The following is a 26,793-nucleotide window of genomic DNA, read 5'->3' as shown; positions in this document are numbered from 1 at the left end:
GGATGCAGAGGCCTCGAGACAGCACGAAGGAGAAGGTGGTCTGCGCGCATGATCGGCGTGTCCCAGTTCCGTGGCCTCATGGCCAACCGTCAGGTGGTGCGCACCCTCGTGGAGCGCGACCTGCGCGTCCGGTACGCCGGTAGCGTGCTCGGCTGGGTGTGGACGGTGCTCGACCCGCTGCTGATGGCCCTCATCTACCTGGTCGTCTTCACCGTGATCTTCCAGGCACGTCGAGGCGGCCACCAGCCCTACTTCCTGCACCTCGTGACCGGCCTGTTCCTGTGGCAGTGGTTCGCCCAGAACATGACGGAGACGTCGCGGGCGCTGCTGTCGGAGGCACGGCTCGTGCGGTCGGCCAACCTGCCGCGTGAGCTGTGGGTCGTGCGCGTCGTCCTCGCCAAGGGTGTCGAGTTCGTGCTGACCCTCCCGGTCATCGCCGCCTTCACGATCTTCTACATGATCACCGGGCAGACGAAGCTGCACTGGACCATCGTGCTCCTGCCCGTCTCGCTCGTGCTGACCTTCCTGCTGTCCGTGGGCATCGGCATGATCCTCGCGCCGGTCACCGTGCTCGTGAACGACATGGCTCGCGTCGTCCGCATCGTGCTGCGTCTCGGCTTCTACGCCACCCCCGTGCTCTACAGCGCCGACATGGCGCCGCCGGTGCTGCAGAAGCTGCTCCTGTTCAACCCGATGAGCGGCATCCTCGAGCTCTTCCGGTCCGGCTTCTTCAAGGGTGAGATGAACATCCTGTCGGTCAGCTCGGCCGTCGTGCTGACGGTCGTGCTGCTCTTCGTGGGGGCATTCGTGTTCAAGCGGCTCGAGCCGGCCGTGCTGAAGGAGATCTGATGGCCAAGCCGGTGATCGAGGTGCGCAACCTCGGGATCGAGTTCTACCGCTCCCGTCGTCGGCGCATGTCGCTGCGCGAGATGGTGCTCAAGCGACAGAACAGCGCGCCGAGCGAGACGTTCTGGGCGCTGCGGAACATCTCCTTCGACGTCGCCCGGGGCGAGGCCGTCGGTCTCGTCGGCGGCAACGGCAGCGGCAAGAGCACGCTCCTGCGGATGATCGCCGGCGTCATGCTCCCCGACGAGGGGCACGCCACGGTCCGGGGCAGGGTCGCCCCGCTCATCGAGCTGACCGGTGGCTTCCTCGGTGAGCTCACGGCGCGCGAGAACGTCTACCTCGCTGCGGGTCTGCACGGCCTGACCAAGGAGCAGATCGACGCCCGCTTCGACGAGATCGTCGACTTCGCCGGCCCCCAGGTGCAGGCCGGCATGGACATGCCGTTCCGCCACTTCAGCTCCGGCATGCAGGTGCGCATCGCCTTCGCGCTCATCACCACCCTCGACCAGCCCGTCGTGCTCGTCGACGAGGTCCTTGCCGTCGGCGACCGCGCCTTCCGCGAGAAGTGCTACGAGCGGATGGAGAACATGCTCTCGGGCGGCAAGACGCTCTTCCTCGTGTCGCACAGCGAGCACGACCTGCGTCGCTTCGCCGAGCGCGGCCTCTACCTCGCGTCGGGCCAGCTCAAGAGCGACGGTCCCATCGACGAGGTGATCGCCCAGTACAACGCCGACGCCGACGCGGACGCCGCTTCGTGAGGCTCGACGAGCGCCCGCTCGTCGGCGACGCTCGTGCCCGGGCCGTGCACGGCCGGTCCTCCGGTGGCGACCTCCTCGTGGTCGGCGGTGCCCCGGCGTCGGACCTGCTCGAGTCGCTCGAGCCCTTCGGCCTCGCCCGCCACTCCGCGCCCGTCGACGCGCACACGGTCTCCTCGGACCTGCTGGCCGCAGCGGACGTGGCCGCGGCCGCGAGCGACGTGCCGCTCGTCGTGGTCAGCCACGACGTGCGGATCAGCCCCGTCGCCCTCCTCGACCTGCTCGACGGACCGCGCGACGTGACCTCGACCGCGGTCGTCGACGGCCCGGTCACCGACCTGCGCGGTGACGCCTCCGACGTGGCGCCGGGCGGCTTCGCCCCCGTGCGGGTCGACCCCGTGTCCCGACGCGTCACCTCCGTCGGGACCGTGCGGCACGTCGTGAGCGGACCGACGACGTATGCCGCCGGCATCCTCCGCGTCGCCGCGTCCGACCGCATCCGCGTGGCCGAGGTCCTTCGGGCGGCAGCGACGAGCGAGTCGGCAGGGGAGCCCGGCATCCAGGCCTTCGACCTGGCGGTGCTCGCCGTCGTCCGCGACGCCGTGGTCCCGGTCGCCGCGACACCCCTGGCCCACGTCACCGTCGAGCGCGGCCACGAGCAGCGTCCCGGCGTCGTCGGCTCCGCGTGGCAGCAGCGCCTCCGCGCCGCCTCGCGCGGCAATGACGGCGTCTTCTCGACGCACGCGATCCGTCCGCTCTCACGTCGCCTCACGGCATACGGCCTCGGGCGCGGCTGGACGCCCAACGTCGTGACGTTCGTCAGCCTCCTGCTCGGCCTGGCGGCGTGCGCCCTCGCCGCCGTCGACACGCGCTGGACGTGGGTGCTCGCCGCCGTCCTGCTCCAGGCCTCGCTCGTCGTCGACTGCGTGGACGGCGAGCTCGCCCGGTTCACGCGTCGCTACAGCCCCCTCGGCGGGTGGCTCGACGCGGTCAGCGACCGCATCAAGGAGTTCACGCTCGTGGCGGCCGTGGCGTGGGTCGCAGCGCGCCGGGGCGACGACCTGTGGTGGCTCGCCATCGTCGTGCTGGCCCTCCTCGCCGTCCGTCACGCCGAGGACTTCGCCTACGCGACCCGCCACCGTGCCCTCTCAGCCCGACCCGTCGTGCCACGGGCGCTCGACGTGCCCGGCGACGGGGGAGCGCAGGGGGCCCGCACCGACGTGCCGGCCGCGCCGACGGGCCGCGCCCGTCTCGTCCGCGACGTCAAGCAGGTGCTGCACCTGCCCATCGCCGAGCGCTACCTCGTCATGTCGGTCGGGCTCCTCCTCCACAGCCCTGCCCTCCTGCTGTGGGCGCTCGGGGTCGCGTCAGCCATCGCGTTCGCGTGGACCCAGGTGGGGCGCCTCGGCAAGGCCCTGACCGGGCGGGACCACTTCCGCGCCGACCAGCCCGACCCCACGCTGCCGCACCTCGTCGACCTCGCCATCGTGCCGCGACCGACCGGGCGCGGGCGGCTCGCCTGGCAGCTGCCCGGCCTGCTCGTCGCCGTCGAGGCGGCGGCCCTGCTCCTCGCCGCCGGCGGTGACCCGGTCGCCCGCGCCGCCGCGTACGCGTGGCTGGCGGCCGTGTGCTGGCACGTCTACGACAACGTCTACCGGCTGCGCGAGACCGGCCGCGGCACGCCGCACGCCCTCGTCCGCGCCACCCTCGGGGTCGAGGGCCGCGTCGTCGTCCTCGCGATCATCGGCGGCTTCACCGACCGGCCGGCCGTGCCGCTGCTCGTCGGCGCGGTCCTGCTCATCGTGGCGTATGCCGCCGAGTCCGCCCGCGCGTGGCGCGCGGTCATCGGGTCGGCCCCCTCCGGTGGGGCCACCGATGCGGCAGCGGACGGGTCGACACGGCAGGATGGCTCCTCGTGACGCACGACCCGACGCACGACCCGACGAACGACCGTCCGAGCATCGCCGAGCTCAAGGCCGTCGCGCAGCCGCCCGAGCACATCGCCCGCTACAACGCGGAGCACTGGGCCGGCGCGCTCTACATCCGGCACCTCTCGATCTACGCGACGCGCGCCCTCCTCCCGACGCACATCTCGCCCAACGGCGTCACGTGGCTGATGATCCTCACCGGCCTCGTCGGTGCGCTCTCCATCCCGTTCGGCGGTCTCGTCGGGCCGATCGTCGCGGTCCTCGCCATGCAGCTGCAGATCCTGCTCGACTGCTCCGACGGTGAGGTCGCCCGGTGGCGCCAGCGGTTCTCGCCCGCCGGCATCTACCTCGACCGCATCGGGCACTACGTCACCGAGGGGGCGATCCCCGTCGCGATCGGCCTCCGAGCCGACGGGTGGAGCCTGTCGGCGCCCGGCGACGTCGGGGGCTGGACGGCGCTCGGCATGCTCGTGGCGCTCGGCGTCCTGCTCAACAAGGCCTTCACCGACCTCGTCCACGTGGCCCGCGCCAAGACCGGACGCCCGCCGCTCGAGGACGTCGAGGGCACGGCCCGCCCCAAGGCGTCGGGCATGGCGCGCCTGCGACGCGCCTTCGACTACGTGCCGATCTTCAGGGCCTTCGTCGCCGTCGAGGCCTCGATCCTCGCGCTCGTCGCTGCCGTCGTCGACGCCGTCCACGGCGACCTGCTCGGCACGCAGGTCCTCGTCATCGCGATGGTGCCGCTCATCGTCATCACGGCCGGGGGCCATCTGCTGGGCGTGCTGTCCAGCTCGAGGCTCGACTGATGACCGGCAGCGAGGCGTCGGTCGCGCCGCTCCCGGTGCTCCAGTGGGCCCAGGAGCACGGCGAGGTCGGCGGGGTGCGCACGAGCCACGCCCAGCTGACGAGCGTCCTTCGGGCAGAGGGCATCCCGGTGTCCTACGTCGACACGGGATCGGCGCGGCGCGCTGCCTCGATGCTGCCGCGGCTCACCCACCGGTCGCTTCACCTGCTGCACCTGACCCGCCTGTGGCGTGCCATGCTGCTCGCACCCGTCTTCGCACTGCTGTCGGGCCGCACCGTCCTCGTGCTCCACTCCGGCTCGACCGGGGGGCAGGTCGCGCGGATGACCGCCTGGCGCCGTCGGGCCCTGGTGCTCGCGCTCTACGCCTATGACGAGATCTGGGCGGTCAACGACGAGATCGGGGCCATCCTCCCCGCCGCGCTGCGTGCGCGGATCACCGTCGTGACGCCCTTCGACTCGTCCGCGGCTCCGGTGCCGAGCCCGTACGAGCGGCAGCCCCACGCACTCGCCCTCGCGACGAACGCCGGTCTGGCGCACTACAACGCCCAGCTCGGCATCGACACGGTCCGTCGCGTGCGTGAGCGCTGGAGCGACGCGACGCTCACGGTCCTCGCCTACGGCCACGACTCCCCGGAGGTCGAGGCGCTGCGTCGTCTCGGCGAGGTGGAGCCGTGGCTGACCGTGGCCTTCGACTCCAGCGCCGACGAGGTGTCGGCCGTCCTGTCCCGCGTCGGCACGTTCCTGCGGCCCACGAGCTGGGACGGTGACTCCGTCATCGTCCGGGAGGCCCAGGCGGCCGGAGCCACCGTCGTCGCCAGTGACACCGCGCCCCGGCCGGCCGGCGTCGTGCTCGCCGCTCTCGATGCCGAGGCGCTCGCGGCAGCCGTCACCGACGGGGGCCCCGTGAGCGACGGCAGTGGTCTCGCCCAGACGACCCTGGCCGACGCGGTGCGCTCCGCCGAGTCCGCGGCGACTCGTCGCTGAGCACCCGGACCGGTACCCTCGCTGACGACGCGTTGGGTCTCCCACCCCGTCCACCTGCCCTAGGAGAAGAGTGACCCACCGGACCGTCATCACCTTCGGGACCTTCGACGTCTTCCACGTCGGGCACGTCCGAGTGCTCCAGCGAGCTGCCGAGCTCGGCGACCGCCTCGTCGTCGGCGTCTCGGCCGACGCGCTCAACATCGCGAAGAAGGGTCGCCCGCCCGTCTTCAACCAGGACGAGCGCCTCGAGATCATCTCGGCGCTCAAGGTCGTCGACGAGGTCTTCGTCGAGGAGTCCCTCGAGCTCAAGCGCGACTACATCGTCGAGCACGGTGCCGACGTCCTCGTCATGGGCGACGACTGGGCCGGCAAGTTCGACTGGGTCGGCGACGTGTGCGAGGTCGTCTACCTGCCGCGCACGCCGTCGGTGTCGACGACCGGCCTCATCGAGCACATCGCCAGCCTCGGCTGAGGCGCTCGCACACCGGGCACGGAAGGGGCCCGGGACCGATGCACCCGGTCCCGGGCCCCCGCCGACGGCAGCCTTACTGCCCCCAGGCGGCCGTCGACGCGTAGGTCCCCGCGGAGAGCGGAGACGTGACCCGAGCCGCTCCCTGGACGCGGTAGACGAGCAGCCTCCCGTCGCTCGCGCGTCGGGCCAGGATGTCGTCGCGGCCGTCACCGGTGATGTCACCCGCGCCGCGGACCGCGCTCATGGCGTTCCACCCGCCCAGACCGATGACCTGTGCAGCACCGAGGGTTCCGGATCCCGAGCCCGGGTAGAGCACCAGGGCTCCGTCGGACGCCCGGACGCACAGGAGATCCGGATGTCCGTCACCCGTGAACTCGCCAGCACTGAGCTGCGTCAGCCCGCTCCAGCCCGACGCGATGGTCGAACTGCTCCGGATGCCGCCGGCCCCGTTCCCTCGGTGCAGCACGACTCTGCCGTCGGTCCACCGCGTGACGAAGTCCGTGTAGCCGTCCTCGTCGAAGTCGCCCACGGGCAGGATGTGGCTGGCGCCGGTCCATCTCGACGCGAGCAGCGTGCGCCCAGCATTGAGGTTGCTGCGGCCCAGGCCCGGATAGACCCACACCTGTCCCGCCTTGTCGATGGCGGCGACGTCGCCGAGGTTGTCCTGGGTCCACGGCCCGATCAGGGCAGTCGCTCGCATGTCGGCGAAGCCGCTCCCCGCGATCTGTCTCACGGTGAAGCTCAGGGACCCGGTGTACGAGAGGGTCTTCATCGCGCCACCCGACGGCAGAAGTACATCCGCGAGGGAGTCGCCCGTGACGTCACGAGGGGAGAAGTTCGTCGACCACGGGGGTGTCGATGTCACGACCCACCACGTGCTCCGCAGCTTCTGCGAGGTGCGGAAGGCGTTCGCCGACACCGTCACTGTCGATGCCGACCCCGTCAGCGTGACGGAGGCGACGCGTCCTCCCCATGTCCCGCTGCCGCCGCCACCGACCCGGGGACCGACCGTCAGGCGGACGAACCGTCCGATCGTCGGGTAGGCGCGCTCCACCGAACCGACCGGGAGCGTTGCAGTCCACGAGTGCGGGTTGGACGACGAGGCGACCGCGCCGTCGTAGGGGTCGGTCTTGCCCGGGAGATAGGCCGTGCCGCCACTGACCGTGCGCCCACCGTTCGACGCGGAGTACTGGGTGAATGCGGGCTTGCCTCCGTAGGTCAGGACGGTGCCGGCGGTGGCCGTCGTGGCTTTCGTCGAGCGCGTGTCCTCGTAGCGGCGCACGAGGGTGCCTGCCGAGCTGTAGTCGGCGATGCCGTTGTACGCCTGGCACGACACGTCGCAGATGTCGTAGACACGGGAGCCGGCAGCGGCACGCGAGTGGGCGGCATACGTGCGGGCGGCCACGGCCTGCGCCGACAGGGCTGCTGCGGGCCAGCTCGCCGACATCTCGACGGGCACCACGGCGCGTGTGTAGCGCTCGGAGCCGACGAGGTTGACGGCGTATGCCTTCCCGGAGACGGGCACGACGCGGACCGACCCGGCGTACTCACGCTGGGTGCCGCTCGGCAGCATCACCCGGACCGACGACGTGGAGGGGCGGCTCACCGTGAGCGGCAGCGTCGAGCCCCGCCATGTCGTCACGGTGGACCAGCCCGCGCCCGAGTTCGCCTGCAGCGTCAACCCCGAGCCGTCCGGGACGATGCGCCATCGGTAGGCGCTCGAGAGGGTGGACTGCCGCTTGCCGTCCGAGATGACCATGCCGCTGACCTTCGAGAACTGGGTGCCCGACGTGCCGACGGCCGAGAGCCACACGCGCAGCGTCGGGTCGGCCTGGGCGGTGCGCGTCGTGCCGGGGTAGTAGAAGCCGACGATCTGCTGCCACGTCAGGGCCTTCGTGGCCGCGCCGTAGGCACCCCACTGTGAGAGGCCGACCCCGTGACCGAATCCGTGGCCCGCCAACGTCAGGACACCGTTCGTGGGGCGAGGGTAGGTCTCGGACACGGCCCGCGGGGCCATCGGGTTCCATTGCCCGTCACGCCAGATCGCACCGGCGTTGCTGCGGATCGTCGGCAGCTGCTTGGCGTATGCCGTGTCGCCCGGGCATCCGGTCAGGCTGAGGTCGCGGTGTCCGATGGTCCGAGGCAGCGTCACCTTCTGGCCAGGGTCGAACTTCGAGTTGCCGCTGGAAGTCAGCGTCACCGACGACGTCGGGTCGAAGAGGGACCGGTCGGCCTCCCAGGCGACGAGCTTGGTCACGGTGCTCTGAGTGGCGGCCGGTAAGGGGACCGACGTGAAGTCGCCGATGACCGAGATGCCCGTCGTCTCGGCGTTGAAGCCGCCGGCCTGGGCGCCCTGGACGAAGCCGGCCGGGCTGCCCTTGCGGCCCTCGTAGGCACGGCCGAAACGGTCGACGAGGATCTGGTAGCCGATGTCGCACCAGCCCTGGCTCTGCGTGTGGTACGCGTAGATCGAGCGGATGATGGCGGGCGCCTGGTCGGCGGTGTAGGTGTTCGAGTTGACCGTGTGGTGCACGACGACGGCCTTGAAGCCGGGGAGGCGCTCGGCGTCGCACGTGCGCAGGCTCTCGTCCGCGCCCCACTGCGCGCGCGAGATGATCGTCGGTCGGGTGACGGCCGCGACGGCCGAACCAGCGGGGGCGGAGAGTGCGTCGTCCGCGCTCGACCGGCCGCCGTCGACGAGGCTCGCTCGGAGACCGCGCGGGAGGGTGCCGTCGGGGGTGGTGACCCGGATGTCGATCCCGTCCGAGCCCGCCGCGGCCACGGCCTCGGTGCCCGGGCGCGCGTGGCGCGCGTCGGCCGAGCCGGGGTCGGGTCCGTCGCCGTCGAGGCCGAGGTCGGTCCAGCCCGACCACCCGCTCTCCCCGTGGGTGCGCACCTCGACGTGGGTGCCGGCGGGTGGCGTCGTGTCGAAGGTGACGCCGGCGAGGTCGAAGTCGACACCCTGGACCTGCTTCGTGGCCACGACGGGGTCGCCCGCGCCGTGTCGGTCACCGGTGGCGGCGGCGGTCCCGGAGACCGTCGCGGACCGTTTCGCGGTGCCCGTGCCGACGCCCGCGACGGCCGGGACGGCGACGTCGTGGACGACCGGTGAGACGGGGCGCGGCGTGGCGCCGGATGTCACGGTGGGGACCACCATGAAGGTGGCGGTCAGCGCGACGACGGCGAACGAGGTAGGGATGGGGCGCACGGGAGTCACTCCTGGGTCGGAAGACGCAATGGTCCCAAATGTCCCATTTATCGGAATGAACGCAAGGCCTTGGTAGCCAATTCGTGACCGTGCCAGCCGAATTCACAGGAAAGGCGGCATGGCCTGTCCCGTGAATGACAGCGGACGGTAAATTCCGGCGCCTGCCGGTGAAGGGGAAAGGCGCGGTCACGACCTTCGTGACCGCGCCTTTCCGGTGGTCCGGAGGCCGGGGCTCAGCCGTGCGACGGCGCCGGCTGGAGGTCCACCGTGAGCTCGGGCTCGGTCTTCTCGCGCACCTCGGCCTCGGTGACCCCGGGCGCGAGCTCACGCAGCACGAGGCCGGTCTCGGTGACGTCGAGGACGCAGAGGTCGGTGATGATGCGCTGGACGACCCCGCGGCCCGTGTAGGGCAGCGAACACTCCTTGACGATCTTGTAGGAGCCGTCCTTGGCGTTGTGCTCCATGAGCACGATGACCTTCTTGGCACCGTGCACGAGGTCCATCGCTCCGCCCATGCCCTTGACCATCTTGCCGGGGATCATCCAGTTGGCGATGTCGCCACCCTGCGAGACCTGCATGGCGCCGAGGATGGCGGCGTCGACCTTGCCGCCGCGGATCATCCCGAAGCTCGTCGCCGAGTCGAAGAAGGCCGCGCCCTTGCGCAGGGTGACGGTCTCCTTGCCGGCGTTGATGAGGTCGGGGTCCTCGTCGCCGTCGAGCGGGTAGGCGCCGACGCCGAGGATGCCGTTCTCGGACTGGAGCACGATCTCGACGTCGTCGGGGACGTAGTTGGGCACGAGCGTCGGCAGGCCGATGCCGAGGTTGACGTAGGCACCGTCGGCCAGCTCGGCGGCGGCGCGGGCCGCCATCTGCTCACGGGTCAGAGCCATCTCAGGCCTCCTGCTCGGTGGTCGTGCGCGGGCGGACGGTGCGGCGCTCGATGCGCTTGTCGGCGGCCTGCTCGGGGGTCAGCGGGAGGACGCGCTGCACGAAGATGCCGGGCAGGTGGATCTCGTCGGGGTCGAGCTGGCCGGGCTCGACGAGCTCCTCGACCTCGGCAACGGTGACGCGGCCGGCCATGGCGCACAGCGGGTTGAAGTTGCGGGCGGACTGGTTGAAGACGAGGTTGCCGTGGCGGTCGCCCTTCGCGGCCCGCACGAGCCCGAAGTCGGTCGTGATGGCCTGCTCGAGGACGAACGTCTTCGTCTCGCCCATCCACTCGAAGTCCTGGGTCTGCTTCGGCGGGGACGCCACGGCGACGTTGCCGGAGTCGTCGTAGCGCCAGGGCAGTCCGCCGTCGGCGATCTGGGTGCCGACGCCCGTCATCGTGAAGAAGGCGCCGATGCCGGACCCGCCGGCGCGCAGGCGCTCGGCGAGCGTGCCCTGCGGCGTCAGCTCGACCTCGAGCTCGCCGGAGAGGTACTGCCGCTCGAACTCCTTGTTCTCACCGACGTACGAGCTGACCATGCGGCGGATCCTCTTGTCGCGCAGCAGGATGCCGAGGCCCCAGTCGTCGACGCCACAGTTGTTCGAGACGGCCTCGAGGTCGGTGAGGCCGGCGTCGTGGATCGCCGCGATGAGGACGGAGGGGATGCCGCAGAGACCGAAACCGCCGACCGAGAGCGACATTCCGTCGCTGATCCCGGCGATGGCCTCCTGGGGGGTGGAGACGACTTTGTCCATGGGTCGGACTCTATCCGCGCCGTCGCGCCGGGGTGCCGTGGGGTCGCCCCACACGAGCGCGCCGACCTGTGGTCGCCGAGCACGTATGCCGTTCGGCATGCTGGGGGAGGGAATGACAGTCCTGTCATTCGTGACCCCGGCGAAGAACAGGCCTGTAATTCGTCGAACCGCCTTGTGATGGGTGTGACTGGAGTGCATAAATGGTGCGGGAGTAAACCCGCTCCCTCCCCTGACAAGAGGTTCACCATGGCCTTGCGCCGACACCCACTGGGCCTCGTCCTCGCTCTTCCCGCGCTGACCGTGCCCATGACGGCGAGCCCGGCTGCGGCGGTCCAGGCGCCGCCGACCCGGACGCTCCCGAGCACCCTCGACGTGTACGTGCCCTACCAGGAGCAGACGGTCTGCGACCCCGTGGCGCGTCCTGGCGTGCTCGCGTTCGCCCGGCTCATGACCTCTCACTACGGGATGGGCTCGACGGGACTCATCGGGCGCGCCTGCGGCAGCGGTCCGTCGGAGCACTACGACGGGCGGGCCTGGGACTGGATGCTCAACGTCGACAACCCCTCGCAGGAGGCCGTCGCCCAGTCGGTGCTCGCGTGGCTGACCGCCCCCGACAAGAACGGCGTCAAGGGCGCCATGGCCCGTCGCTTCGGGATCATGTACATCATCCACGACCGCAAGATGTGGCGCTCCTACGCGACGGAGCGGGGCTGGGCGCCGTACTACGGCTCATCGCCGCACACGGACCACGTGCACTTCAGCTTCAACTACGACGGGGCGGCCGGCCGCACGTCGTGGTGGACGGGGGTCGCGACCCGCAGCTACCTCACCTCGCTGCCGCCGGCGGCGACGACGCTGCCGACGACCCCGCCCAGCACCCCGACGCCGTCGACGCCCGTGACGACGAAGCCCGTGCTGCTCTCCTACGGCATGCGCTCCGAGGCGGTGCGCCAGCTGCAGGTCCGGCTCGGCAACCTGCCCACGACCGGCTACTTCGGCGACCAGACCAAGGCCCGTGTCGTCGCCTACCAGACCTTCGTCGGGCTGCCGCGGACCGGCGTCGCCGACCTGCGGACACAGGAGATCCTCGCGGCCCGCGGGTGGCGGAGCGTGACCGCGGCCTACCCGACGCTGAAGCCGGGGACGACCTCGGCCGCCGTCAGGACCCTCCAGGGCAAGCTCGGCTCGCTGCCGACCACCGGCTACTACGGCAGCCTGACCCAGGCCCGGGTGACGGCGTACCAGAAGTTCGTCGGCCTGCCGCAGACCGGAGTCGCCGACCCGGTGACGCAGGCCCGACTCTGGGTGCGCGGCTGGACCGGGACCGCGGCGGCGTCCGGCACGACGACGAAGGCCTACCCGACCCTGCGGTTCGGGATGACGTCGGCGGCGGTCAAGGCGCTCCAGGCCAGGCTCGGCTCGCTGCCGACGACCGGCTACTACGGCACGCTGACGCGCGCCCGGGTGACCGCCTACCAGCGCTTCGCCGGGCTGCCGCAGACCGGTGTCGCCGACTCGGCCACGCAACAGCGGCTCTACACGCGCGGCTGGTCGGCGACGACGAGCACCGTCGCGCTCGTCACCAGCACCACCACGGCCGGGAGGGACCTCGCCATGACCACCTATGCCAGCACGTCGTCACGCAGCAGCGCCGGGGTCGCCAGCGTCGACATCGCCACGAGCTACACGGCATACAAGAGCCTGACGCTCGCGACCGGGTCGCGCGGCGCCGCGGTGCGCGTCCTCCAACGGGCGCTCGGCGGCCTCGCCGTCGACGGTGTCTTCGGCTCCGTCACACGCGACAAGGTCGTCTCGTTGCAGCGCTCGCTCGCGCTGCCACAGACCGGGGTCATGACCCCCGAGCTCTGGGACGTCCTCGAGGCCCGTGACTTCCCCTTCGTGGCCGACCGTTCGACGGTGCTGCGCGCGGGTGACACGGGACCTCAGGTCGTCGCCGTGCAGCGCCTGCTCGGCGTCCGTCAGACGGGCGTCTTCGACCTGGCGACGCGCGAGGCCGTCAAGGCCGTGCAGGCGCGGGCGGGCCTCGCCAGCACCGGGGTCGTCGCGTCCCGGACCTGGTCGCTCTTCGACCGGCTGTCGGCGTAGAGCCTTGTCGCTCAGGCGCTCTCGCGGGCGTCGACGGTGACGCCCTCCGAGGCGAAGCGGTCTGCGAGGTCGTCGCGCTGACCGCGCACGAGCACGACCGACCCGTCGACCGCCCAGGCGGCGAGCGCCCGGCGCAGCACCGGCTCGAGGGCGCCGCCGAGCACGACGCGCGGGGACGTGCCCCAGCCGTCCTCGGGCGCGACGACGGCGCCGTATGCCGTGTCGACGCCGTCCGCCGCCAGCGCGACGTCGCCGGGCTCGGCGTCGGACATCGGCGAGAAGAGGTCGCCGTGGGTGGCCAGCTCGCGGGCCTCGTCGACGGCGCCACCCGCATCGTCGGCCTCCGGGTGCCGACGGGCCAGGGCCGGAAGCGAGACGAGCACCGCGTCACCTCCGTGGCCGGCGGCGGCAGCGGGGGAGCCGGTGACGAGCACGTCGGCCCCGGTGGCCGCGTCGCCGACGACGACCGTCGCGCCGACCGACCACGCCGCGAGGGCCCAGTAGAGCGAGCGCCAGTGCGCCGGGAGGTCGATGCCGACCGTCGTGCCGGGGCCCGCCGCGGCGTCGTCCTGGAGGAGGTTCGCAGCCTTGGCGACCCAGTTGGCCAGGACGCGGGCGCTGAGCTCGATGCGCTCGCCCGCGGTCGGTCCCGGCTCGTCGTCGTACCACGTCAGGCGCGGCCGGCCCGGGTCCGCGGCGACCATCCGCGCGAGCACGTCGGCGGGCAGCAGGTCGCCCATCAGCTGTTCTTCGCTCCTTCGACGGTGGTGCCGGCTGGCGGCTCGGTCAGTGGCTCGTCGTCCTTGAGGGCCTTGAAGAGCGCCTTGGCGCGCTCGGTGTCCCACTTGACGGCGAGGGCGCCGGCGCTCGTGCGGTAGGCGAGGTCGGAGGTCGGCACGGACAGGGAGAGGCCCTCGTCGTTGCTGACGGCACGCATGGCCTGGAGCACCCGGACGGCGTCCACGATCCCCGTGTCCTGGCCGACCGCGAGGCCCGCTGCGGAGGCGTCGGCGAAGCTCTTGTAGCGCCAGGGGATGAGCACGGTCGAGGGCGTCGCGGCCTTCTTCATGAGCGCGCCGAGGAACTGGCGCTGCCGGGCGGCGCGCCCGATGTCGCCCAGCGGGTCCTCGTAGCGGGAGCGGACGTAGCCGAGGGCATTGCCACCGTCGAGCGTCTGGCAGCCCTTCTTGAGGTCGATGCCGGCCTTCTTGTCCTTCATGTCGCGCGGCACGCAGAGGTCGACGCCGCCGACGCTGTCGACGACGGCGGCGAAGCCACCCAGGCCGATCTCGATGTAGCCGTCGACGTGGATGCCGGTGACCTGCTCGACGGTGTCGGTCAGCAGCTTGGGCCCGCCGATGGAGTACGCGGCGTTGATCTTGTTGGAGCCGTGCCCAGGGATGGGCACGTAGGAGTCGCGGGGGAGCGAGACCATGACCGGCTTGCCGCCGCTCTCGGAGACGTGGACGAGCATGATCGTGTCGGTGCGGTTGCCGGCCGCGTTGCCCGTCGCGTACTTCTTGCGCTGCTCCTTGGTCAACCCCTCACGGCTGTCGGAGCCCACGAGGAGGTAGTTGTAGCCCGACGTGTCGGTGGGCCGCTCGCCAGCGGGGATGTTGTCGACCTTGTTGACGGCCCCCCACGCCTGCATCGGCACCCAGACCATGAAGCCGATCCAGGCCAGGAGCAGCACGAGCAGCACGACGAGCGCGATGCGTCCTCGGCGCCAGCGGTAGCGGGGCTCACGCGCCGGGGTGTCCGGTCCGGCGTCCCTCTCGTCGATGCGCGAAGCGGCGACGGCCGCGCCGCCGGGTCGCTTGGGGCCACGCCGGGTGTCGACGACGTAGGCGTCGTCATGGCCGGGACGACGCGGAGTGCTCGGATCAGTCGGCATCGGCTGCCTTCACGCTCGGGGACGGGGGAACTTCGCCGGACAGTGTGACAGCCGTTCCTGTCGACTTCACGTGCTCGGCTGCGGACCCCGCCTCGTCGAGGGCGATGCGGCGCGCCAGGCGGGTGTAGCGCGTCTCCATCGCCCGGAAGCGCTTGTAGGTCGTCACGACGAAGCCGAGGAAGGCCACGACCAGCCCGTAGAGGATGAGGTCGGCGCCGCGTCCGATCCCCAGCGCCTTGGCGAGGTTGGTCCACGTCTTGCTCGGGTCGATGATCGAGTAGATGACGAGGCCGAGCAGGAAGAGCAGCCCCAGGCGACGCAGCGCCTGCGTGCGCTGTCCCGAGCCGATGAGCAGCCGCCAGGCGATCGCGAGGACCGCGGCGATGAGCAGGATCTGGATGACACTCTGTCGACTCATCGCCAGATCAGCTCCGCGAGGATGTTGACGGCGTTCCAGAGCGACTGGCCCTTGGCCTTGGAGTAGTCGGTGTAGAGGATGTGCACGGGCTCCTCCGCGTAGGCGACCTTCGCGCCGTCGAAGCGCATCGAGCCGATCTGGGCGACGATCTCGGAGGCGTGCGCCATCCGGTTCTGGGTGATGTCGAGTCGCTGCACGACGTCACGGTGCAGGACGCGCAGGCCGTTGTGCGCATCGGTCAGTCGGGTGCCCGTCGTGAAGTTCGTGTAGGCGACCGCGGCCCGCAGGACGAGCCGCTTCGAGGCCGAGGCGTCGGTGCGCTCGTCGAGGAAGCGTGAGCCGAACACGACACGCACGTCGCCCTGCCGGATGCGGTCGACCATGACCTCGACGTCGTGGATCTGGTGCTGGCCGTCGGCGTCGTAGGTGACGACGTAGCGCATGGCCGGGTCGCCCAGGGCGTAGTCGAAGCCCGTCTGCAGGGCCGCGCCCTGCCCGAGGTTGACGGGGTGGCGCACGACGGCCGCACCCGCCTGCTCGGCACGGTCGGCCGACCCGTCGTGCGACCCGTCGTCGACGCACACGATGTTGGGGAAGACGGCGCGGGCCTCGCGCACGACGTCGGCGATGACGGCTGCCTCGTCGTAGAGCGGCACGACCAGCCACACGTCCTCGTTCTGCATGCGCCCAGCGTAGAGCGCCGTCGGTGCCCTGACCGACACGCGAGGCGCGCGCGGCAGCACGCCCGGGAGCCGGGGCCGGGAACTAGAGTCGGGGCACCATGACGGACGACTCGACGGGCTCGGCCGCGCTCCGCATCGCGATCGTCGGCCCGACCCACCCGCACAAGGGCGGCGTCGCCGCGCACACGACGATGCTCGCCCACCACCTCGCGGACGCCGGGCACGACGTCACGCTCGTGTCGTGGGCACACCTCTACCCCTCGAAGCTGCACCACGCCGATGCGTCCGTGCCCGACGGGGTGCCCGAGGTGCCTCCGTTCCCGCGGACGATCCGGGCGCTCAGCTGGGCTCGGCCCGACACGTGGGTGCGGGCCGGTCGGCGGCTGCGCGATGTCGACGCGATCCTCGTCGTCCACGTCATGCCTCCCGTCGTCCCAGCCCACCTGGCGCTGCTGCGGGCCGCTGGCGCCGTGCCGGGTGGTGATGGTCCGCGCCCTCAGTCGGTCGTCGTCTGCCACAACGTCCTGCCGCACGAGCCGCACCCGGGTGATGCCCGGCTCATGTCAGTCCTCTTCTCGCGCGTCGACTCCGTGCTCGTGCACAGCGCCGACCAGGCCACGGTGGCCCACGAGCTGGGGGCCCGACGAGTCTCCGTCGCCGACCTCCCGCCCCACCTCCCCGGGGGCGACCCGATCCACCGCGGACCGCGGCCCGGTCCCACCCGCCTGCTCGCCCTCGGCCTGATCCGGGAGTACAAGGGCATCGACGTGCTCCTGCGCGCCATGCGGACCGTGCCCGAGGTCACCCTCACGATCGCCGGTGAGATCTGGGGCGCCAACCGCGGCGTCATCAGCCGCCTCGCCTCGGACCCGGCGCTCGCCGGGCGGGTCGAGATCCGCGACGGCTACGTCCCCGCCGACGCGCTCGCCTCGCTCCTCGCCGACCACGACGTGCTCGCGCTGCCCTACCGCTCGGCGACGGCCTCGCAGAACGTCATCCTCGGCCACGCCCACGGGTTGCCCGTCCTCGCCTCCGACATCGCCCCCTTCTCCCAGCAGGTGGCCGACGGCGTCAACGGGATCCTCGTCCCGCCTGAGGACGAGCGAGCGCTCGCGGGTGCGCTGCGCCGTCTCGGCGACCCCGACGTCCGCCGCCGCCTCGCCGAGGGCGTGCAGACCCCCGACCTGTCGGGACCGTGGGCGCACTACCTCGGAACCCTCGAGGCGCTCTCCGTCGACGAGAGCGTGCTGCTCGGCGACCCGGGCCTCCCCGCCGACGAGCCCGGCGTGCCTGCCGACGAGCCCGACGACCTCGACGAGCCCGACGACCTCCACCCCAGGGACGAGGACGGGCCGGCGGAGCAGGGCCTGCTCCCGCACGCCCGCCGCGTCCTGGGTCGCGGTGCTCGCAGCGTCGCCGGCCGGGCCCGTCGCACCGCGACCCGGGCCGTGGCGGCGCGGCGTCCGCTCGTCTCGCTCCGTCCCGACGACCTTCCCGAGTGGGTGCTTGCGACCGACGTGCTGGGCGAGCCCGACGAGGCCGACGACGCCCGCCGGCTCTCACGCATCCTCGGCCTGCCGCGATCCCTCGACAGCGTCTCGGCGTGGGCGGCCCTCGGCAGTCTCGCCGCGATCCTGCGGGTGCGCGACGACGGCCGCCGCAGCGCCGTGATCGTCGACGAAGGCGGCACGCGGTCCCTCCTGTCCCGGTGGGCCCGCGCGGTCGGCTTCGCCCCCGTCGAGATCGACTTCACCGGCTCGCACCCGAGCGTCGCGGCGCTCGACGTCGACACCGGATCCCTCGACGTCATCGTCCGCATCCACCCCCATGGCTGCGACGCCGACGACGTCGACCACGTGCTCGAGCAGGCCTCGTGGGCGCTGCGCTCCGGCGGCCTCCTCGTCGTCACCGTCCCGATCGGCCCGCGCGCGGCCGAGGGGGCCGTCGGACCCGCCGACGTGCGTGGCATCCTGGCCCGCGCCCACGACCTCGGGTTCGTGCTCATCGGCGACCTCGACGGCGACGTCAACGCCCGGATGCGGGAGGCGGCGTCACGCGCCCGGGCCGACGACGCGGCATACGGCCTCGTGCGTCTCACGCTGCGACGGCGCTGAGCACCCGGATGACGCTGCGATGATGGGTGCGACATGACCCGTAAGAAGATCCTCACCGTCCTGCGCGTGGCCATCGCGCTCATCACGCTCGCAGCCGTGGTCTACGCAGTCGTCCACAACTGGGCCGACGTGTCCGTGCACCTCGACAAGATCTCGTGGACGACGTTCCTGTGGTCGACGCTCGCGGCAGGCATCGGCACGTGGCTGACGATGATCGGCTGGAAGACGCTGCTGCGCGACCTCGGCTCCGACCTGCACCCTGCGCCTGCGTCCGGCGTCTACTTCGTCGGCCAGCTCGGCAAGTACCTCCCGGGCTCGCTGTGGTCGGTGCTCGTGCAGGCGGACATCGCGAGCCACCTCAAGGTGCCGCGTCGGCGCACCGCCGTGACCGGCCTGCTCGCGCTCGGGCTGGCCCTGCTCACCGGCCTGCTCGTCGGGCTCCCGGCCGCGTCGTTCCTGCTCACGAGCACCTCGTCGGGCTTCGACTGGTGGCTGCTCCTCGGCATCCCGATCCTCGTCGTGCTCTGCGTGCCCAAGCTGCTCAACGCGATCATCGACAAGATGCTGCGCACCATCAAGCGCGAGCCCCTCGAGCACGGCCTCTCGGCAGGCGCCGTGCTGCGCGCGGTCGTCATCTTCGTCCTCGTGTGGGTCGCCTTCGGCGTGCACACCCTGCTGCTCGCCCGGGCGGTCGCCGGGGACGCCTCGCCCCACCCCGACCTCACGACCGCGGCGATGACGGGCTACGCGCTGTCGGTGTCGCTCGGCATGCTGACGATCGTCCTGCCGGCCGGACTGGGTGCACGCGAGGGATTGCTCACCCTCATCCTGTCCACCGCCATGCCGACGCCGGCGGCGGCCGCTGTCGCGATCATGTCGCGCTTCATCGTCACGATCGTCGACGTCGTCGCAGCGCTCGGCGGGTGGCTCTACGCCCGCTCGCACCACCTCATCACCGAGCGGCACGCCGCCGCCGAGAGCGACGTCAGCGTCTGACCCGTCGCGGTCCGACCCGTCGCGGTCCGACCCGTCGCGCGCAGACGCTCAGCGGCGCTCGAGCACGAAGACGGGGATGAGGCGGTCCGTCTTCGTCTGGTACTCCGCGTAGGGCGGGTAGGCCGCGACGCACCGCTGCCACCACTGCTCGCGCTCCTGGCCCTCGAGCTCGCGGGCGTGCACGGGGAACGTCTCGGTGCCGGCCTGGAGGTCGATGTCGGGGTGGGCGAGGAGGTTGTGGTACCAGTTCGGGTGCGCCGGTGCCCCGCCCTGGCTCGCCACCGCGGCGAACGACCCGTCGTGCTCGACGCGCATGAGCGGCACCTTGCGGATCGCCGCGGTCTTCGCGCCGCGCATCGTCAGCATGACCACGGGCAGGCCCATGATGTCGACCGATGCGGTGGTGCCTGTGCTCTCGATCGTCTCGACCTGCTTGCGGACCCACTCGCTGGGGCTGGGGACGTACTCGCCGGTGATCGTCATGACGGCAGGGTAACCCGCTGCACACGCACCCAGCCCCCGGTGGTCACCGGGGGCTGGGAGGCGAACGGGGGAGGGCTCAGGCGGCGCCGGGCTCCGGGGCAGAGCTCCACGGGTACTTCTTGACGAAGTCCTCGACGACCGTCGTGTTGAGTCCTCCGCACAGCTGACGGTGACCCATCTGGGCGCCGACCTTGCCGGTGGCCTGGTCGACGTCGGCGGCCCAGTGGGACAAGGCGTACTTCTTGCCCGCGGGGAACGCGCCGTGGGCCGGGTCCCACGGGCTGATGAGGAACTTGTTGGCCGACTCCTTCATGGCGTTGACCTTGGTCGACAGGGCCTGGAACGCGGCTGCCTGCTCCTTCTCGACGGAGCGGTCGTACCAGAGGATCGTGTAGCCGTGCTCGAGGTTGTGCACCAGCGTCTCGATCTGCGGGGCGTCCGCGACGGTGTAGACGCGACGCCCGTCGACGGCCGGGACGGCGAAGTGCTTGCCGCTCGACGGCGGGACCGTGGAGTACGTGATCTTCGTGACGTCCGGCTGGTTGGTACCCGGGCCGACGTGGTCGCTCGAGCCGCTCGCGGGGTCGTTGGTGATGGGGTCGCACGAGGCGGCGGCGACGTCGCCGCTGATGTTCTGGAGCGCCTCGTCCTTCTTGTTCTGCTCACCGATGATCGCCCAGGCGACGGCCGCGCCGATGATGGCGATGACGGCCACGCAGGCGCCGATCACGACGAAGAGGCGACGGCGCTCGGCCTTCTTCTGGGCGGCCTGCATCTCGGCAACGCGCTCGCGGCGGTCTCGGCTCGTCTCGCGGGCCATCGTTCCTCGTTCCTGTCGGTCTGTCGGCGGCGGCCGGTGGGGCCGGTGGGGCCGGTGGGGCGGGGGTGTGAGTCGCTCGTCGACGGACGGGTCGTCCCGTGCGGCGACGGTGCCGAGTGTAGGCGAGGATGTTGTGGTGCCCGAAGCCCCGACCCGCCTGTGGCGCAGCGACCGCGAGATCGCGCTGCGTGCCCAGCTCGGCGTCTTCCGCCGGGGCTCGGGTGACCCGACCTCACGCTTCGGACGCGACGRCACGGTGACGCGGGCGGCGCAGACGCCCGACGGCGTCGGCACCCTCCACCTCGTGTGCCGCCCCGGGGACGCCGAGGTGCAGGCCCAGGCGTGGGGTCCGGGAGCGGCGTGGCTGCTCGACGCCGTGCCGGGTCTCCTCGGCGACGACGACGACCCCTCGGGCTTCGAGCCCCACCACGACCTCGTCGCCGAGGCGTGGCGGCGCTTCTCCCACTGGCGGGTGCCGCGCTCGGGTCTCGTCTTCGACGCGCTCGCTCCGGCGGTCATCGAGCAGAAGGTGACCGGTCAGGAGGCGTTCTCGGGCTACCGCGTGCTCGTGCGTCGCTTCGGCGAGCCGGCGCCCGGACCCTTCCCGGGGCTCATGGCCCCGCCGACGGCAGCCGGGTGGGCGGCGGTCCCGTCATGGGCGTGGCTGCAGGCGTCCGTCGACGGCGCGCGCTCGCGCACCGTCGTGCGGGCGGCGGGGTATGCCGGCCGGCTCGAGCAGGGGGCGTCCGTGTCCGTCGCGGAGGCGCACCGTCGCCTGCGGGCTCTGCCGGGCGTCGGGGTGTGGACAGCCGCCGAGGTGGCGCAGCGAGCGCTGGGCGACCCCGACTCCGTGTCCTTCGGCGACTACCACGTGGCCAAGGACATCGGGTGGGCTCTGACCGGGACCCCGGTGGACGACGACGGACTCGCCGAGCTGCTCGAGCCCTACCGCGGGCACCGCTACCGTGTGCAGCACCTGCTCGGTCTCGCGGGGCACCACCGGCCGCGCCGCGGGCCGCGGATGGCGCCACGCACGCACCTGCCGACGCGCACCCGCTGAGCGACGCCGGACGGCATACCAACTCGTGGTCACGACGTGTCACGCACGACGGCCCGGCACCCCCTGACGGTGCCGGGCCTTCGTGCGTCCTGCCGCTCGGTCAGCGGCGGTAGGAGACGACCACGCTCGGGCGCGGGAATCCGTCGGTGTGCGGCCAGGTGCTCGACGGCGCCTCGAAGGTCGCGCCGTCCGTCTCGCCGGGGTGCTGCACGGCGACGAAGACCGAGCGTTGGTCCTCGGTGACAAGTGGGCCGCACGTCTCGGCGCCGAACGGCACGGTGAGGAACTGCTCGACGCAGCCGCGGTCGGGTCCGGAGACCGGCACCCGGAAGAGGCCGTCGTTGGAGCCGAGGACGTTGCCGTCGGTCGAGATCCAGAGGTTGCCGACGGCGTCGAAGGCGACGTTGTCGGGGCAGCTGATCGGGCTGACCTTGGACTTGTCATAGCCCGCGAAGTACGTCTCCGGCGCTGCGGGGTCTCCGCAGACGAGGAAGAGGTCCCACGTGAACGTCGTTGCGGTGTGGTCGTTCCCGAGCTCGGTGAGCTCGAGGACGTAGCCGTTGCGGTTGCCCGACTTGCTCGTGAGCGGTGCGTCCCGGCTCGCGCGGACCATGCTCGAGGCGAGCGGGTTGGTCTCGTCGGTCGGGTACTTCACCCCGCGGTCCGAGTTGTTGGTCAGGGCGGCGTAGATCTTGCCGTTGACGGGGTTGGGCTCGACGTCCTCGGGACGGTCCATCTTCGTCGGGCCGACGGTGTCGGCGGCGAGTCGGGTGTTGACGAGCACCTCGGCGACGCTCATGCCGGGGACGTGGGAGCGGGTGTCCGAGGTGAGGGCGGTCCACGTGCCCGCGCCGTCGAACTCGCCGTCGCCCGTGCCGTCGCCGACGAACTTCGCGACGTAGAGGGTGCCCTTGGTCAGGAGGGTCTTGTTGTGCGCGCGGGCGGCGCGCGACTCGCCCTTGCGGAAGCGGTCTGCCGAGACGAACTTGTAGAGGTAGTCGCCGCGCTCGTCGTCACCCATGTAGGCGACGGCGTGGCCGGACTCGGAGATCGTGACGTTGGCGCCCTCGTGCTTGAAGCGGCCGAGCATCGTCTGCTTGACCGGCGTCGAGTCGGGCTCGAAGGGGTCGACCTCGACGACCCAGCCGAAGCGGTAGGCCTCGTGCGGGTGCTTGCTGAGGTCGAAGCGCTCGTCGACGGTCGACCAGCCGCGGTTCGTCACGGCTGCGGTAGCGAGGCCGTAGCGCTTGAACGACGTGGCGTTCGCCGCGTCGACGGCGCCGCTCGCGTCGAAGTAGCCGTTGAAGTTCTCCTCGCCGGACAGCACGGTGCCCCACGGGGTCGTGCCGCCGGCGCAGTTGCCGAAGGTGCCGTTGACGCGGGTCCCCGTCGGGTCGGCTGCGGTGCGGAGCAGCTCGTGGCCGGCGGCCGGGCCGTGGAAGGCGAACTCGGTGTGCACGGTGACGCGGCGGTTGTGGTGGGCGCGCCGGTGGTCGGCGCGGATCCAGGATCCCTGGGCGCGTCCGCGCTCGATCGTGACGACGGACATGCCGTGGGCGGCCATCGCGATCTTCTTGATCATGGCGTCGTCGTACTCGCCCGTCGGGAACATGAGGTTCTCGTCGGTGTACTCGTGGTTCGTGACGAGCAGGGCGCGTCGACCCTCGAGGGGCAGCACGCCGACGTAGTCGTTGTTGTAGCCGAACTGCTGGGCCTGAGCCTCCGGCGTCTGGGCGTGCGCGTCGAAGCGGGGTGCGCCGGCCTCGACCGGGTCGCCCCAGCGGATGACGACGTTGTGGGTGAACTCGGGGGCGTTCGTCACGGCGTCGGCCCGGTTGGGCGCGACGGGCGTGAAGGCGGCGCGGCCGACGTCCGCGGTGGTGCGGCTTCGGCCGGCTGCGGCGCTGGCGCCGGCGGCCGCGGCGGGGGTGGCGGTCGCGAGGCCGCCGACGACGAGTGCGCCGGCACCGATGGCGCCGCCCTTGAGGACGGACCGGCGGGCGAGAGCGCCCTCGACGAGGTCGCGCATCGCGGGGTTGGCGCTCTCGTTGGGGACCGGGGCGTCGCAGGCGTTGTTGCAGCGGTACTGGCACGTCATGCGGCTGCGCGAGCCGTGGCGTGGCGTGGCGATGAGGGGGAGAAGCTTGGGGGTCACGCGGGTGCTCCTTCGGCGAGTGAGTCCGCCGCGCCCCTCTGGTCGGCGCGGCTGGGAACCGTCTGTGACGTTAGGAGCGCCGGGGGAGCGGGTGGGTGCTCCTTCGGTGGCCATCGGGTGAACTCCGCGTGTCCCCTTCGTCAGGGGGCGTATGCCGTCCGAAACCACTCGTCGCGCGCCGCCGCGGGTGGGACTCTGGTCGACATGCGGATGCTCTTCGCGACGACGGCGGGAACGGGGCACTTCGGCCCCATGGTCCCGGTGGCCCGGGCGTGCGTCGAGGCAGGGCACGAGGTGCGGGTCGCGGCCCCGGAGTCCTTCGCGAACCACGTGGCGCGGGCCGGACTCGAGCACGTGCCGTTCGACGACGTACCGCAGGAGGTCATGGGCCCGGTCTTCGCGCGGCTGCCGTCGCTGACCCCGGAGGAGGCCAATGCGACGGTGGTCCGGGACGTCTTCGGTCGGCTCGACGCGCAGGCCGCCTGGCCGCGGGTGCAGGAGCTCGTCGACGCGTGGGCGCCGGACGTCGTCCTGCGCGAGCCGTGCGAGTTCGGTTCGCTCGCCGCCGCGGTGCGCTCCGGGGTGCCGCACGTCGAGATGGCGATCGGGCTCGGGAGCCTCCAGCAGTGGGCCGGGCAGGCGCTCGTCGATCCGCTCGGCGAGCTCGACGGCGTCACGGGCCTCGACCAGGGGTCGTGCGCCGCGGCGATGTCGTCGGCGCCCGTCCTGTCACAGGTCCCACCGAGTCTCGACGTTCCGGACCACGTCCCGGGCGCGAGCGATGTTGCGGTTGAAGACGTCCCGACGGTCACCCGCTATCGAGACGGTGCGGCCCGCTCCGGCTCGGGGAAGGTCCCGTCCGGATGGGGCGATCCCGACCTCCCTCTCGTCTACGTGACGTTCGGGTCGGTGACGGCAGGCTTCGACGCGCTGAGCTCAGTCTTCCGTCTCGCGCTCGACGCGCTCGCCGACCTGCCCGTGCGGGTGTTCCTCACGACGGGGCACGCGGGAGACCCCGAGACCCTGCGGCCGTGGCCGGACAACGCTCACGTCGAGCGGTGGTGGCCCCAGGACGACGTCATGCCACTCGCGTCGGCGGTGGTCGGGCACGGCGGGTTCGGCACGATGATGTCCGCGCTCGTCGCCGGGGTGCCGCAGGTGCTCGTGCCGCTCTTCGCCTTCGACCAGGAGGTCAACGCCCGGCGCATCGAGGAGGTCGGGGCGGGCCTTCGCCTCGGAGGTCGCCACGAGGCGATGCCCGAGCTGGCCGGCGCCCTCACCCGGGTCCTCGGCGACACCGCCATCCGCTCCCGGGCGGCCGCGCTGGCCGACGAGATCGCGACGCTTCCGGCCGCGTCCGAGATCGTGGCCCCCATCGAACGGATCGTCACGAGCGGACTAGGCGGCTGACGAGCTGGGCGTCAGAGCCCCGAAGCGCTCAGCCGTCGACTAGGTCGTTCGTGGGGCCACGCGTACGCCCGGAGGCGCTCCCAGCCAGTCGATCTGGTACTCGCTGCCAGAGGGGAGCTTCGCGCTCATCTTCACCTCGAGGCTCGACTCGCGCGTCACCGAGAGCGTGGCGTCCATGCCGAAGGCCTTGAAGCCGAGACTGAACCCGCCACTCGCCTCGATGCTCACGTCGCGCTCGAAGCTCGTCGGCTTCGTGCCCGCGTCCCTGAGGTCGACGACGAAGGACTTCTGGATGACCAGCACGGGCGCCTTGTCGACGACACGCACCGCGAGCTCCAGAGGACCGTCGACCCGTCGAGGCCAGACCACGAGCTGACGGACGGCCTCGTACTGCCCATCGTGGGTGACGAGACGCGCCTCCCACGCGACGGGCAGCGAGACGAACAAGACCTGGGTCTCGCCGTTGCCGGCCGTGATCTCGGACGTGTCCGTGATGGTGACCTTCGCGTCAGCCGACAGCCCGTTGCCCGCGATCTTGAACTCGAGACCACCACCGTGTGCGTCAGACTTGCTGAACGACGTGGTCACCTCCGCGTCCGCGCCGGGGGGCGAGGCCGCCACAAGTGCAGGTACGTCCACATGGCCCTCACCGGATCCGAGCACCTCGTACCGTTCCCGGTCGCCCCACCAATGGCCCAGATCGCGTGCTGCGGAGCGCGCGGCGACCTCGTCGCGGGCTCCGGCGGCCTCGTCGAGCTCTCGGAGCTGTCGCTCCACGACCGTGGGCATGGGCGACCCGTCGCTCATGCTGGGCCTGAACCGGTCGACGCCGAAGTCGAGCGGCGTCTCGAGCGGGTCGACGTAAGTCACGGTCGCGCGCCCCTGCGGACGCAGGGTCCCCTGTGTGGTCATGGCTCGGACTCCTTCTGCGCTGGGAGTGATCCATCGACGTTACGCGCGATGACGTGAGCCCACGCGCGAACGGTGGTTCTCGGCTGAAGGCGGATCAGGGGATGTGGCGCTCGGCGTCGACCTCGTTGCGCATCTCGACGAGAGCCTGCGCGTGGTCGCGCAGGGCCACGTCCTCCTCGCTCACCGGCACCCAGGGGCGCGCGGCGACGGCGGTGCCGCGGACGTCGAGCGGCACGAAGACGATGAGCGAGTGGGTCGTCAGGTCGAGGTCGCCGGTCGAGGGGTCACCCGAGCGGACGTGGACGCTGATGTGCATGCTGGAGGTACCGGTGAGCAGCAGCCGCGCCTCCACCTCCACAAGGTGGCCGATCCGGAGCGGACGGTAGAAGCGGACCCCGCCGGCGTAGACGGCGACGTTGGACGCCGAGCTGGTCCACTGCGTGGCGAGCACGTGCGCGGCCTCGTCGATCCAGCGCATGACGATGCCGCCGTGCACCTTGCCGCCCCAGTTGACGTCGGTCGGGGCTGCGAGGAAGCGCAGCACGACGCGGGGCGCGGTGCCGGCGTCGCTGTAGGTCTGGGCGGCCATGGCGGCGGCGATCTCGTTGCGCAGACCGATCCGGGTGACCGCGCTCTCCTGCCACTCGCGGTCGTGCTCGTCCTCGGGGACGAGCTGGGCGACCGGGGTCGGCCGGCCGTGCTCGTCGACGGCGACGAAGACCATGATGCAGTCGGTGGTCGGGCGCAGGTCGCCGTCCTTGGGGTTGCCGGCCGAGACGGTGACGAGGATGTGCATGCTCGTCGTTCCGGTGTGGATGATGCGAGCGGTGGCCTCGACGAGGTCGCCCACCTCGACCGGCCGGGTGAAGCGCACGTTGCCGACGTATGCCGTGACGCTGTACGTCCCGCTCCACCCCGCAGCTGCGGCGTAGCCCGCCTTGTCGATCCACTCGAGCACACGTCCGCCCCCGACCGTGCCGGAGTAGCCCGCGTCCGTGGGTGCGGCGAGGAAGCGCAGGGTGATCTCTCGGGCGCCGCGCGGCATGGGTCCTCCTGGGGGC

At 71.8% G+C, this 26,793-nt stretch carries 23 protein-coding genes; 11 read left to right on the top strand and 12 right to left on the bottom strand.

Annotation, left to right across the window (positions count from 1 at the left end; genetic code table 11):
* Positions 1-48 precede the first annotated feature (48 nt).
* The 6 genes from AB4Y83_RS08640 (at position 49) to AB4Y83_RS08615 (ending at position 5,790) form a co-directional block, all read left to right on the top strand.
* Positions 49-849, top strand: coding sequence for an ABC transporter permease (locus AB4Y83_RS08640; RefSeq protein ID WP_056775719.1), 801 nt, complete (start codon positions 49-51; stop codon positions 847-849).
* A complete protein-coding gene (locus AB4Y83_RS08635) occupies positions 849-1,604 on the top strand; it encodes an ABC transporter ATP-binding protein (RefSeq protein WP_056775721.1) in 756 nt (251 codons plus the stop codon). The genes AB4Y83_RS08640 and AB4Y83_RS08635 overlap by 1 nt, the downstream gene beginning before the upstream one ends.
* Entirely contained in the window at positions 1,601-3,520 is a 1,920-nt protein-coding gene (locus tag AB4Y83_RS08630) for a DUF5941 domain-containing protein (RefSeq protein WP_442296559.1), read from the top strand. The genes AB4Y83_RS08635 and AB4Y83_RS08630 overlap by 4 nt, the downstream gene beginning before the upstream one ends.
* Entirely contained in the window at positions 3,517-4,335 is an 819-nt protein-coding gene (locus AB4Y83_RS08625) for a CDP-alcohol phosphatidyltransferase family protein (protein WP_442296558.1), read from the top strand. The genes AB4Y83_RS08630 and AB4Y83_RS08625 overlap by 4 nt, the downstream gene beginning before the upstream one ends.
* A complete protein-coding gene (locus tag AB4Y83_RS08620) occupies positions 4,335-5,318 on the top strand; it encodes a glycosyltransferase (protein WP_442296557.1) in 984 nt (327 codons plus the stop codon). Before AB4Y83_RS08625 ends, AB4Y83_RS08620 begins: the two co-directional genes overlap by 1 nt.
* Before the next feature lie 70 nt (positions 5,319-5,388).
* A complete protein-coding gene (locus AB4Y83_RS08615; protein WP_020144383.1) occupies positions 5,389-5,790 on the top strand; it encodes an adenylyltransferase/cytidyltransferase family protein in 402 nt (133 codons plus the stop codon).
* A gap of 73 nt (positions 5,791-5,863) precedes the next feature.
* On the opposite strand, the gene AB4Y83_RS08610 is transcribed toward AB4Y83_RS08615, so the two are convergent.
* The 3 genes from AB4Y83_RS08610 to AB4Y83_RS08600 all read right to left on the bottom strand — a co-directional run bounded on the left by AB4Y83_RS08610 (position 5,864) and on the right by AB4Y83_RS08600 (position 10,681).
* A complete protein-coding gene (locus tag AB4Y83_RS08610; protein WP_442296556.1) occupies positions 5,864-8,998 on the bottom strand; it encodes a SpoIID/LytB domain-containing protein in 3,135 nt (1,044 codons plus the stop codon).
* A gap of 233 nt (positions 8,999-9,231) precedes the next feature.
* Positions 9,232-9,888: a 3-oxoacid CoA-transferase subunit B gene (locus AB4Y83_RS08605; RefSeq protein WP_442275679.1), complete on the bottom strand. Its 657-nt coding sequence runs from the start codon at positions 9,886-9,888 to the stop codon at positions 9,232-9,234.
* Between the two features lies 1 nt (position 9,889).
* Entirely contained in the window at positions 9,890-10,681 is a 792-nt protein-coding gene (locus AB4Y83_RS08600; protein ID WP_442275678.1) for a CoA transferase subunit A, read from the bottom strand.
* A 246-nt stretch (positions 10,682-10,927) separates the two neighbouring features.
* On the opposite strand from AB4Y83_RS08600, the gene AB4Y83_RS08595 reads away from it, so the two are divergent.
* Positions 10,928-12,787, top strand: a complete 1,860-nt coding sequence (locus tag AB4Y83_RS08595; RefSeq protein ID WP_442296555.1) for a peptidoglycan-binding domain-containing protein — start codon at positions 10,928-10,930, stop codon at positions 12,785-12,787.
* A gap of 11 nt (positions 12,788-12,798) precedes the next feature.
* Here the strand turns inward: AB4Y83_RS08595 and AB4Y83_RS08590 are convergent, their stop codons facing one another.
* From AB4Y83_RS08590 to AB4Y83_RS08575, 4 genes are read right to left on the bottom strand one after another with little or no spacing between them, the layout of a single operon-like run.
* Positions 12,799-13,527 (bottom strand): TIGR03089 family protein, encoded by a 729-nt coding sequence (locus AB4Y83_RS08590; protein ID WP_442296554.1) that lies wholly within the window; start codon positions 13,525-13,527, stop codon positions 12,799-12,801.
* Entirely contained in the window at positions 13,527-14,681 is a 1,155-nt protein-coding gene (locus tag AB4Y83_RS08585; protein WP_056775738.1) for an LCP family protein, read from the bottom strand. The genes AB4Y83_RS08590 and AB4Y83_RS08585 overlap by 1 nt, the downstream gene beginning before the upstream one ends.
* Entirely contained in the window at positions 14,671-15,099 is a 429-nt protein-coding gene (locus AB4Y83_RS08580; RefSeq protein WP_056775741.1) for a DUF2304 domain-containing protein, read from the bottom strand. The genes AB4Y83_RS08585 and AB4Y83_RS08580 overlap by 11 nt, the downstream gene beginning before the upstream one ends.
* The gene (locus AB4Y83_RS08575; RefSeq protein WP_056775742.1) at positions 15,096-15,782 is read right to left on the bottom strand and encodes a glycosyltransferase family 2 protein; all 687 of its coding nucleotides are present in this window, start codon (positions 15,780-15,782) and stop codon (positions 15,096-15,098) included. Before AB4Y83_RS08575 ends, AB4Y83_RS08580 begins: the two co-directional genes overlap by 4 nt.
* Positions 15,783-15,880: 98 nt before the next feature.
* On the opposite strand from AB4Y83_RS08575, the gene AB4Y83_RS08570 reads away from it, so the two are divergent.
* Entirely contained in the window at positions 15,881-17,896 is a 2,016-nt protein-coding gene (locus tag AB4Y83_RS08570; protein WP_442296553.1) for a glycosyltransferase, read from the top strand.
* A 33-nt stretch (positions 17,897-17,929) separates the two neighbouring features.
* A complete protein-coding gene (locus AB4Y83_RS08565; RefSeq protein ID WP_442296552.1) occupies positions 17,930-18,892 on the top strand; it encodes a lysylphosphatidylglycerol synthase domain-containing protein in 963 nt (320 codons plus the stop codon).
* Positions 18,893-18,940: 48 nt separating this feature from the next.
* Here AB4Y83_RS08565 and AB4Y83_RS08560 read toward each other — a convergent pair whose 3' ends face one another.
* A complete protein-coding gene (locus AB4Y83_RS08560) occupies positions 18,941-19,375 on the bottom strand; it encodes a nitroreductase family deazaflavin-dependent oxidoreductase (RefSeq protein ID WP_442296551.1) in 435 nt (144 codons plus the stop codon).
* Between the two features lie 76 nt (positions 19,376-19,451).
* Complete coding sequence (locus tag AB4Y83_RS08555) at positions 19,452-20,195, bottom strand: DUF3105 domain-containing protein (RefSeq protein ID WP_056827092.1); 744 nt, start codon at positions 20,193-20,195, stop codon at positions 19,452-19,454.
* Positions 20,196-20,328: 133 nt separating this feature from the next.
* Between AB4Y83_RS08555 and AB4Y83_RS08550 the strand changes: the two genes are divergently transcribed.
* Positions 20,329-21,255 carry a DNA-3-methyladenine glycosylase family protein gene (locus AB4Y83_RS08550; RefSeq protein WP_442296550.1) on the top strand — a complete coding sequence of 309 codons (927 nt, stop codon included), beginning with the start codon at positions 20,329-20,331 and terminating at the stop codon, positions 21,253-21,255.
* A gap of 100 nt (positions 21,256-21,355) precedes the next feature.
* On the opposite strand, the gene AB4Y83_RS08545 is transcribed toward AB4Y83_RS08550, so the two are convergent.
* Entirely contained in the window at positions 21,356-23,410 is a 2,055-nt protein-coding gene (locus AB4Y83_RS08545; protein WP_442296549.1) for a PhoX family protein, read from the bottom strand.
* Positions 23,411-23,614: 204 nt separating this feature from the next.
* Between AB4Y83_RS08545 and AB4Y83_RS08540 the strand changes: the two genes are divergently transcribed.
* Positions 23,615-24,820: a glycosyltransferase gene (locus AB4Y83_RS08540; RefSeq protein ID WP_442296548.1), complete on the top strand. Its 1,206-nt coding sequence runs from the start codon at positions 23,615-23,617 to the stop codon at positions 24,818-24,820.
* Positions 24,821-24,859: 39 nt separating this feature from the next.
* On the opposite strand, the gene AB4Y83_RS08535 is transcribed toward AB4Y83_RS08540, so the two are convergent.
* Together AB4Y83_RS08535 and AB4Y83_RS08530 are read right to left on the bottom strand one after the other, a co-directional pair.
* Complete coding sequence (locus tag AB4Y83_RS08535) at positions 24,860-25,732, bottom strand: hypothetical protein (RefSeq protein ID WP_442275668.1); 873 nt, start codon at positions 25,730-25,732, stop codon at positions 24,860-24,862.
* 94 nt (positions 25,733-25,826) lie between these two features.
* Positions 25,827-26,777, bottom strand: a complete 951-nt coding sequence (locus tag AB4Y83_RS08530; protein ID WP_442296547.1) for an acyl-CoA thioesterase — start codon at positions 26,775-26,777, stop codon at positions 25,827-25,829.
* Positions 26,778-26,793 lie beyond the last annotated feature (16 nt).

The sequence above is a fragment of the Terrabacter sp. RAF57 genome (assembly GCF_052113925.1).
GTDB lineage: Bacteria > Actinomycetota > Actinomycetes > Actinomycetales > Dermatophilaceae > Terrabacter.
This window is presented reverse-complemented; position numbering and strand designations above follow the sequence as displayed.

What these genes read in the sequence shown, in the direction of transcription:
- AB4Y83_RS08640 (WP_056775719.1), top strand. Translation starts at nt 49, where the DNA reads ATGATCGGCGTGTCCCAGTTCCGTGGCCTCATGGCCAACCGTCAGGTG.
- AB4Y83_RS08635 (WP_056775721.1), top strand. Translation starts at nt 849, where the DNA reads ATGGCCAAGCCGGTGATCGAGGTGCGCAACCTCGGGATCGAGTTCTAC.
- AB4Y83_RS08620 (WP_442296557.1), top strand. Translation starts at nt 4,335, where the DNA reads ATGACCGGCAGCGAGGCGTCGGTCGCGCCGCTCCCGGTGCTCCAGTGG.
- AB4Y83_RS08605 (WP_442275679.1), bottom strand. Translation starts at nt 9,888, where the DNA reads ATGGCTCTGACCCGTGAGCAGATGGCGGCCCGCGCCGCCGCCGAGCTG.
- AB4Y83_RS08600 (WP_442275678.1), bottom strand. Translation starts at nt 10,681, where the DNA reads ATGGACAAAGTCGTCTCCACCCCCCAGGAGGCCATCGCCGGGATCAGC.
- AB4Y83_RS08595 (WP_442296555.1), top strand. Translation starts at nt 10,928, where the DNA reads ATGGCCTTGCGCCGACACCCACTGGGCCTCGTCCTCGCTCTTCCCGCG.
- AB4Y83_RS08590 (WP_442296554.1), bottom strand. Translation starts at nt 13,527, where the DNA reads ATGGGCGACCTGCTGCCCGCCGACGTGCTCGCGCGGATGGTCGCCGCG.
- AB4Y83_RS08585 (WP_056775738.1), bottom strand. Translation starts at nt 14,681, where the DNA reads ATGCCGACTGATCCGAGCACTCCGCGTCGTCCCGGCCATGACGACGCC.
- AB4Y83_RS08580 (WP_056775741.1), bottom strand. Translation starts at nt 15,099, where the DNA reads ATGAGTCGACAGAGTGTCATCCAGATCCTGCTCATCGCCGCGGTCCTC.
- AB4Y83_RS08575 (WP_056775742.1), bottom strand. Translation starts at nt 15,782, where the DNA reads ATGCAGAACGAGGACGTGTGGCTGGTCGTGCCGCTCTACGACGAGGCA.
- AB4Y83_RS08570 (WP_442296553.1), top strand. Translation starts at nt 15,881, where the DNA reads ATGACGGACGACTCGACGGGCTCGGCCGCGCTCCGCATCGCGATCGTC.
- AB4Y83_RS08565 (WP_442296552.1), top strand. Translation starts at nt 17,930, where the DNA reads ATGACCCGTAAGAAGATCCTCACCGTCCTGCGCGTGGCCATCGCGCTC.
- AB4Y83_RS08560 (WP_442296551.1), bottom strand. Translation starts at nt 19,375, where the DNA reads ATGACGATCACCGGCGAGTACGTCCCCAGCCCCAGCGAGTGGGTCCGC.
- AB4Y83_RS08555 (WP_056827092.1), bottom strand. Translation starts at nt 20,195, where the DNA reads ATGGCCCGCGAGACGAGCCGAGACCGCCGCGAGCGCGTTGCCGAGATG.
- AB4Y83_RS08540 (WP_442296548.1), top strand. Translation starts at nt 23,615, where the DNA reads ATGCGGATGCTCTTCGCGACGACGGCGGGAACGGGGCACTTCGGCCCC.
- AB4Y83_RS08535 (WP_442275668.1), bottom strand. Translation starts at nt 25,732, where the DNA reads ATGACCACACAGGGGACCCTGCGTCCGCAGGGGCGCGCGACCGTGACT.
- AB4Y83_RS08530 (WP_442296547.1), bottom strand. Translation starts at nt 26,777, where the DNA reads ATGCCGCGCGGCGCCCGAGAGATCACCCTGCGCTTCCTCGCCGCACCC.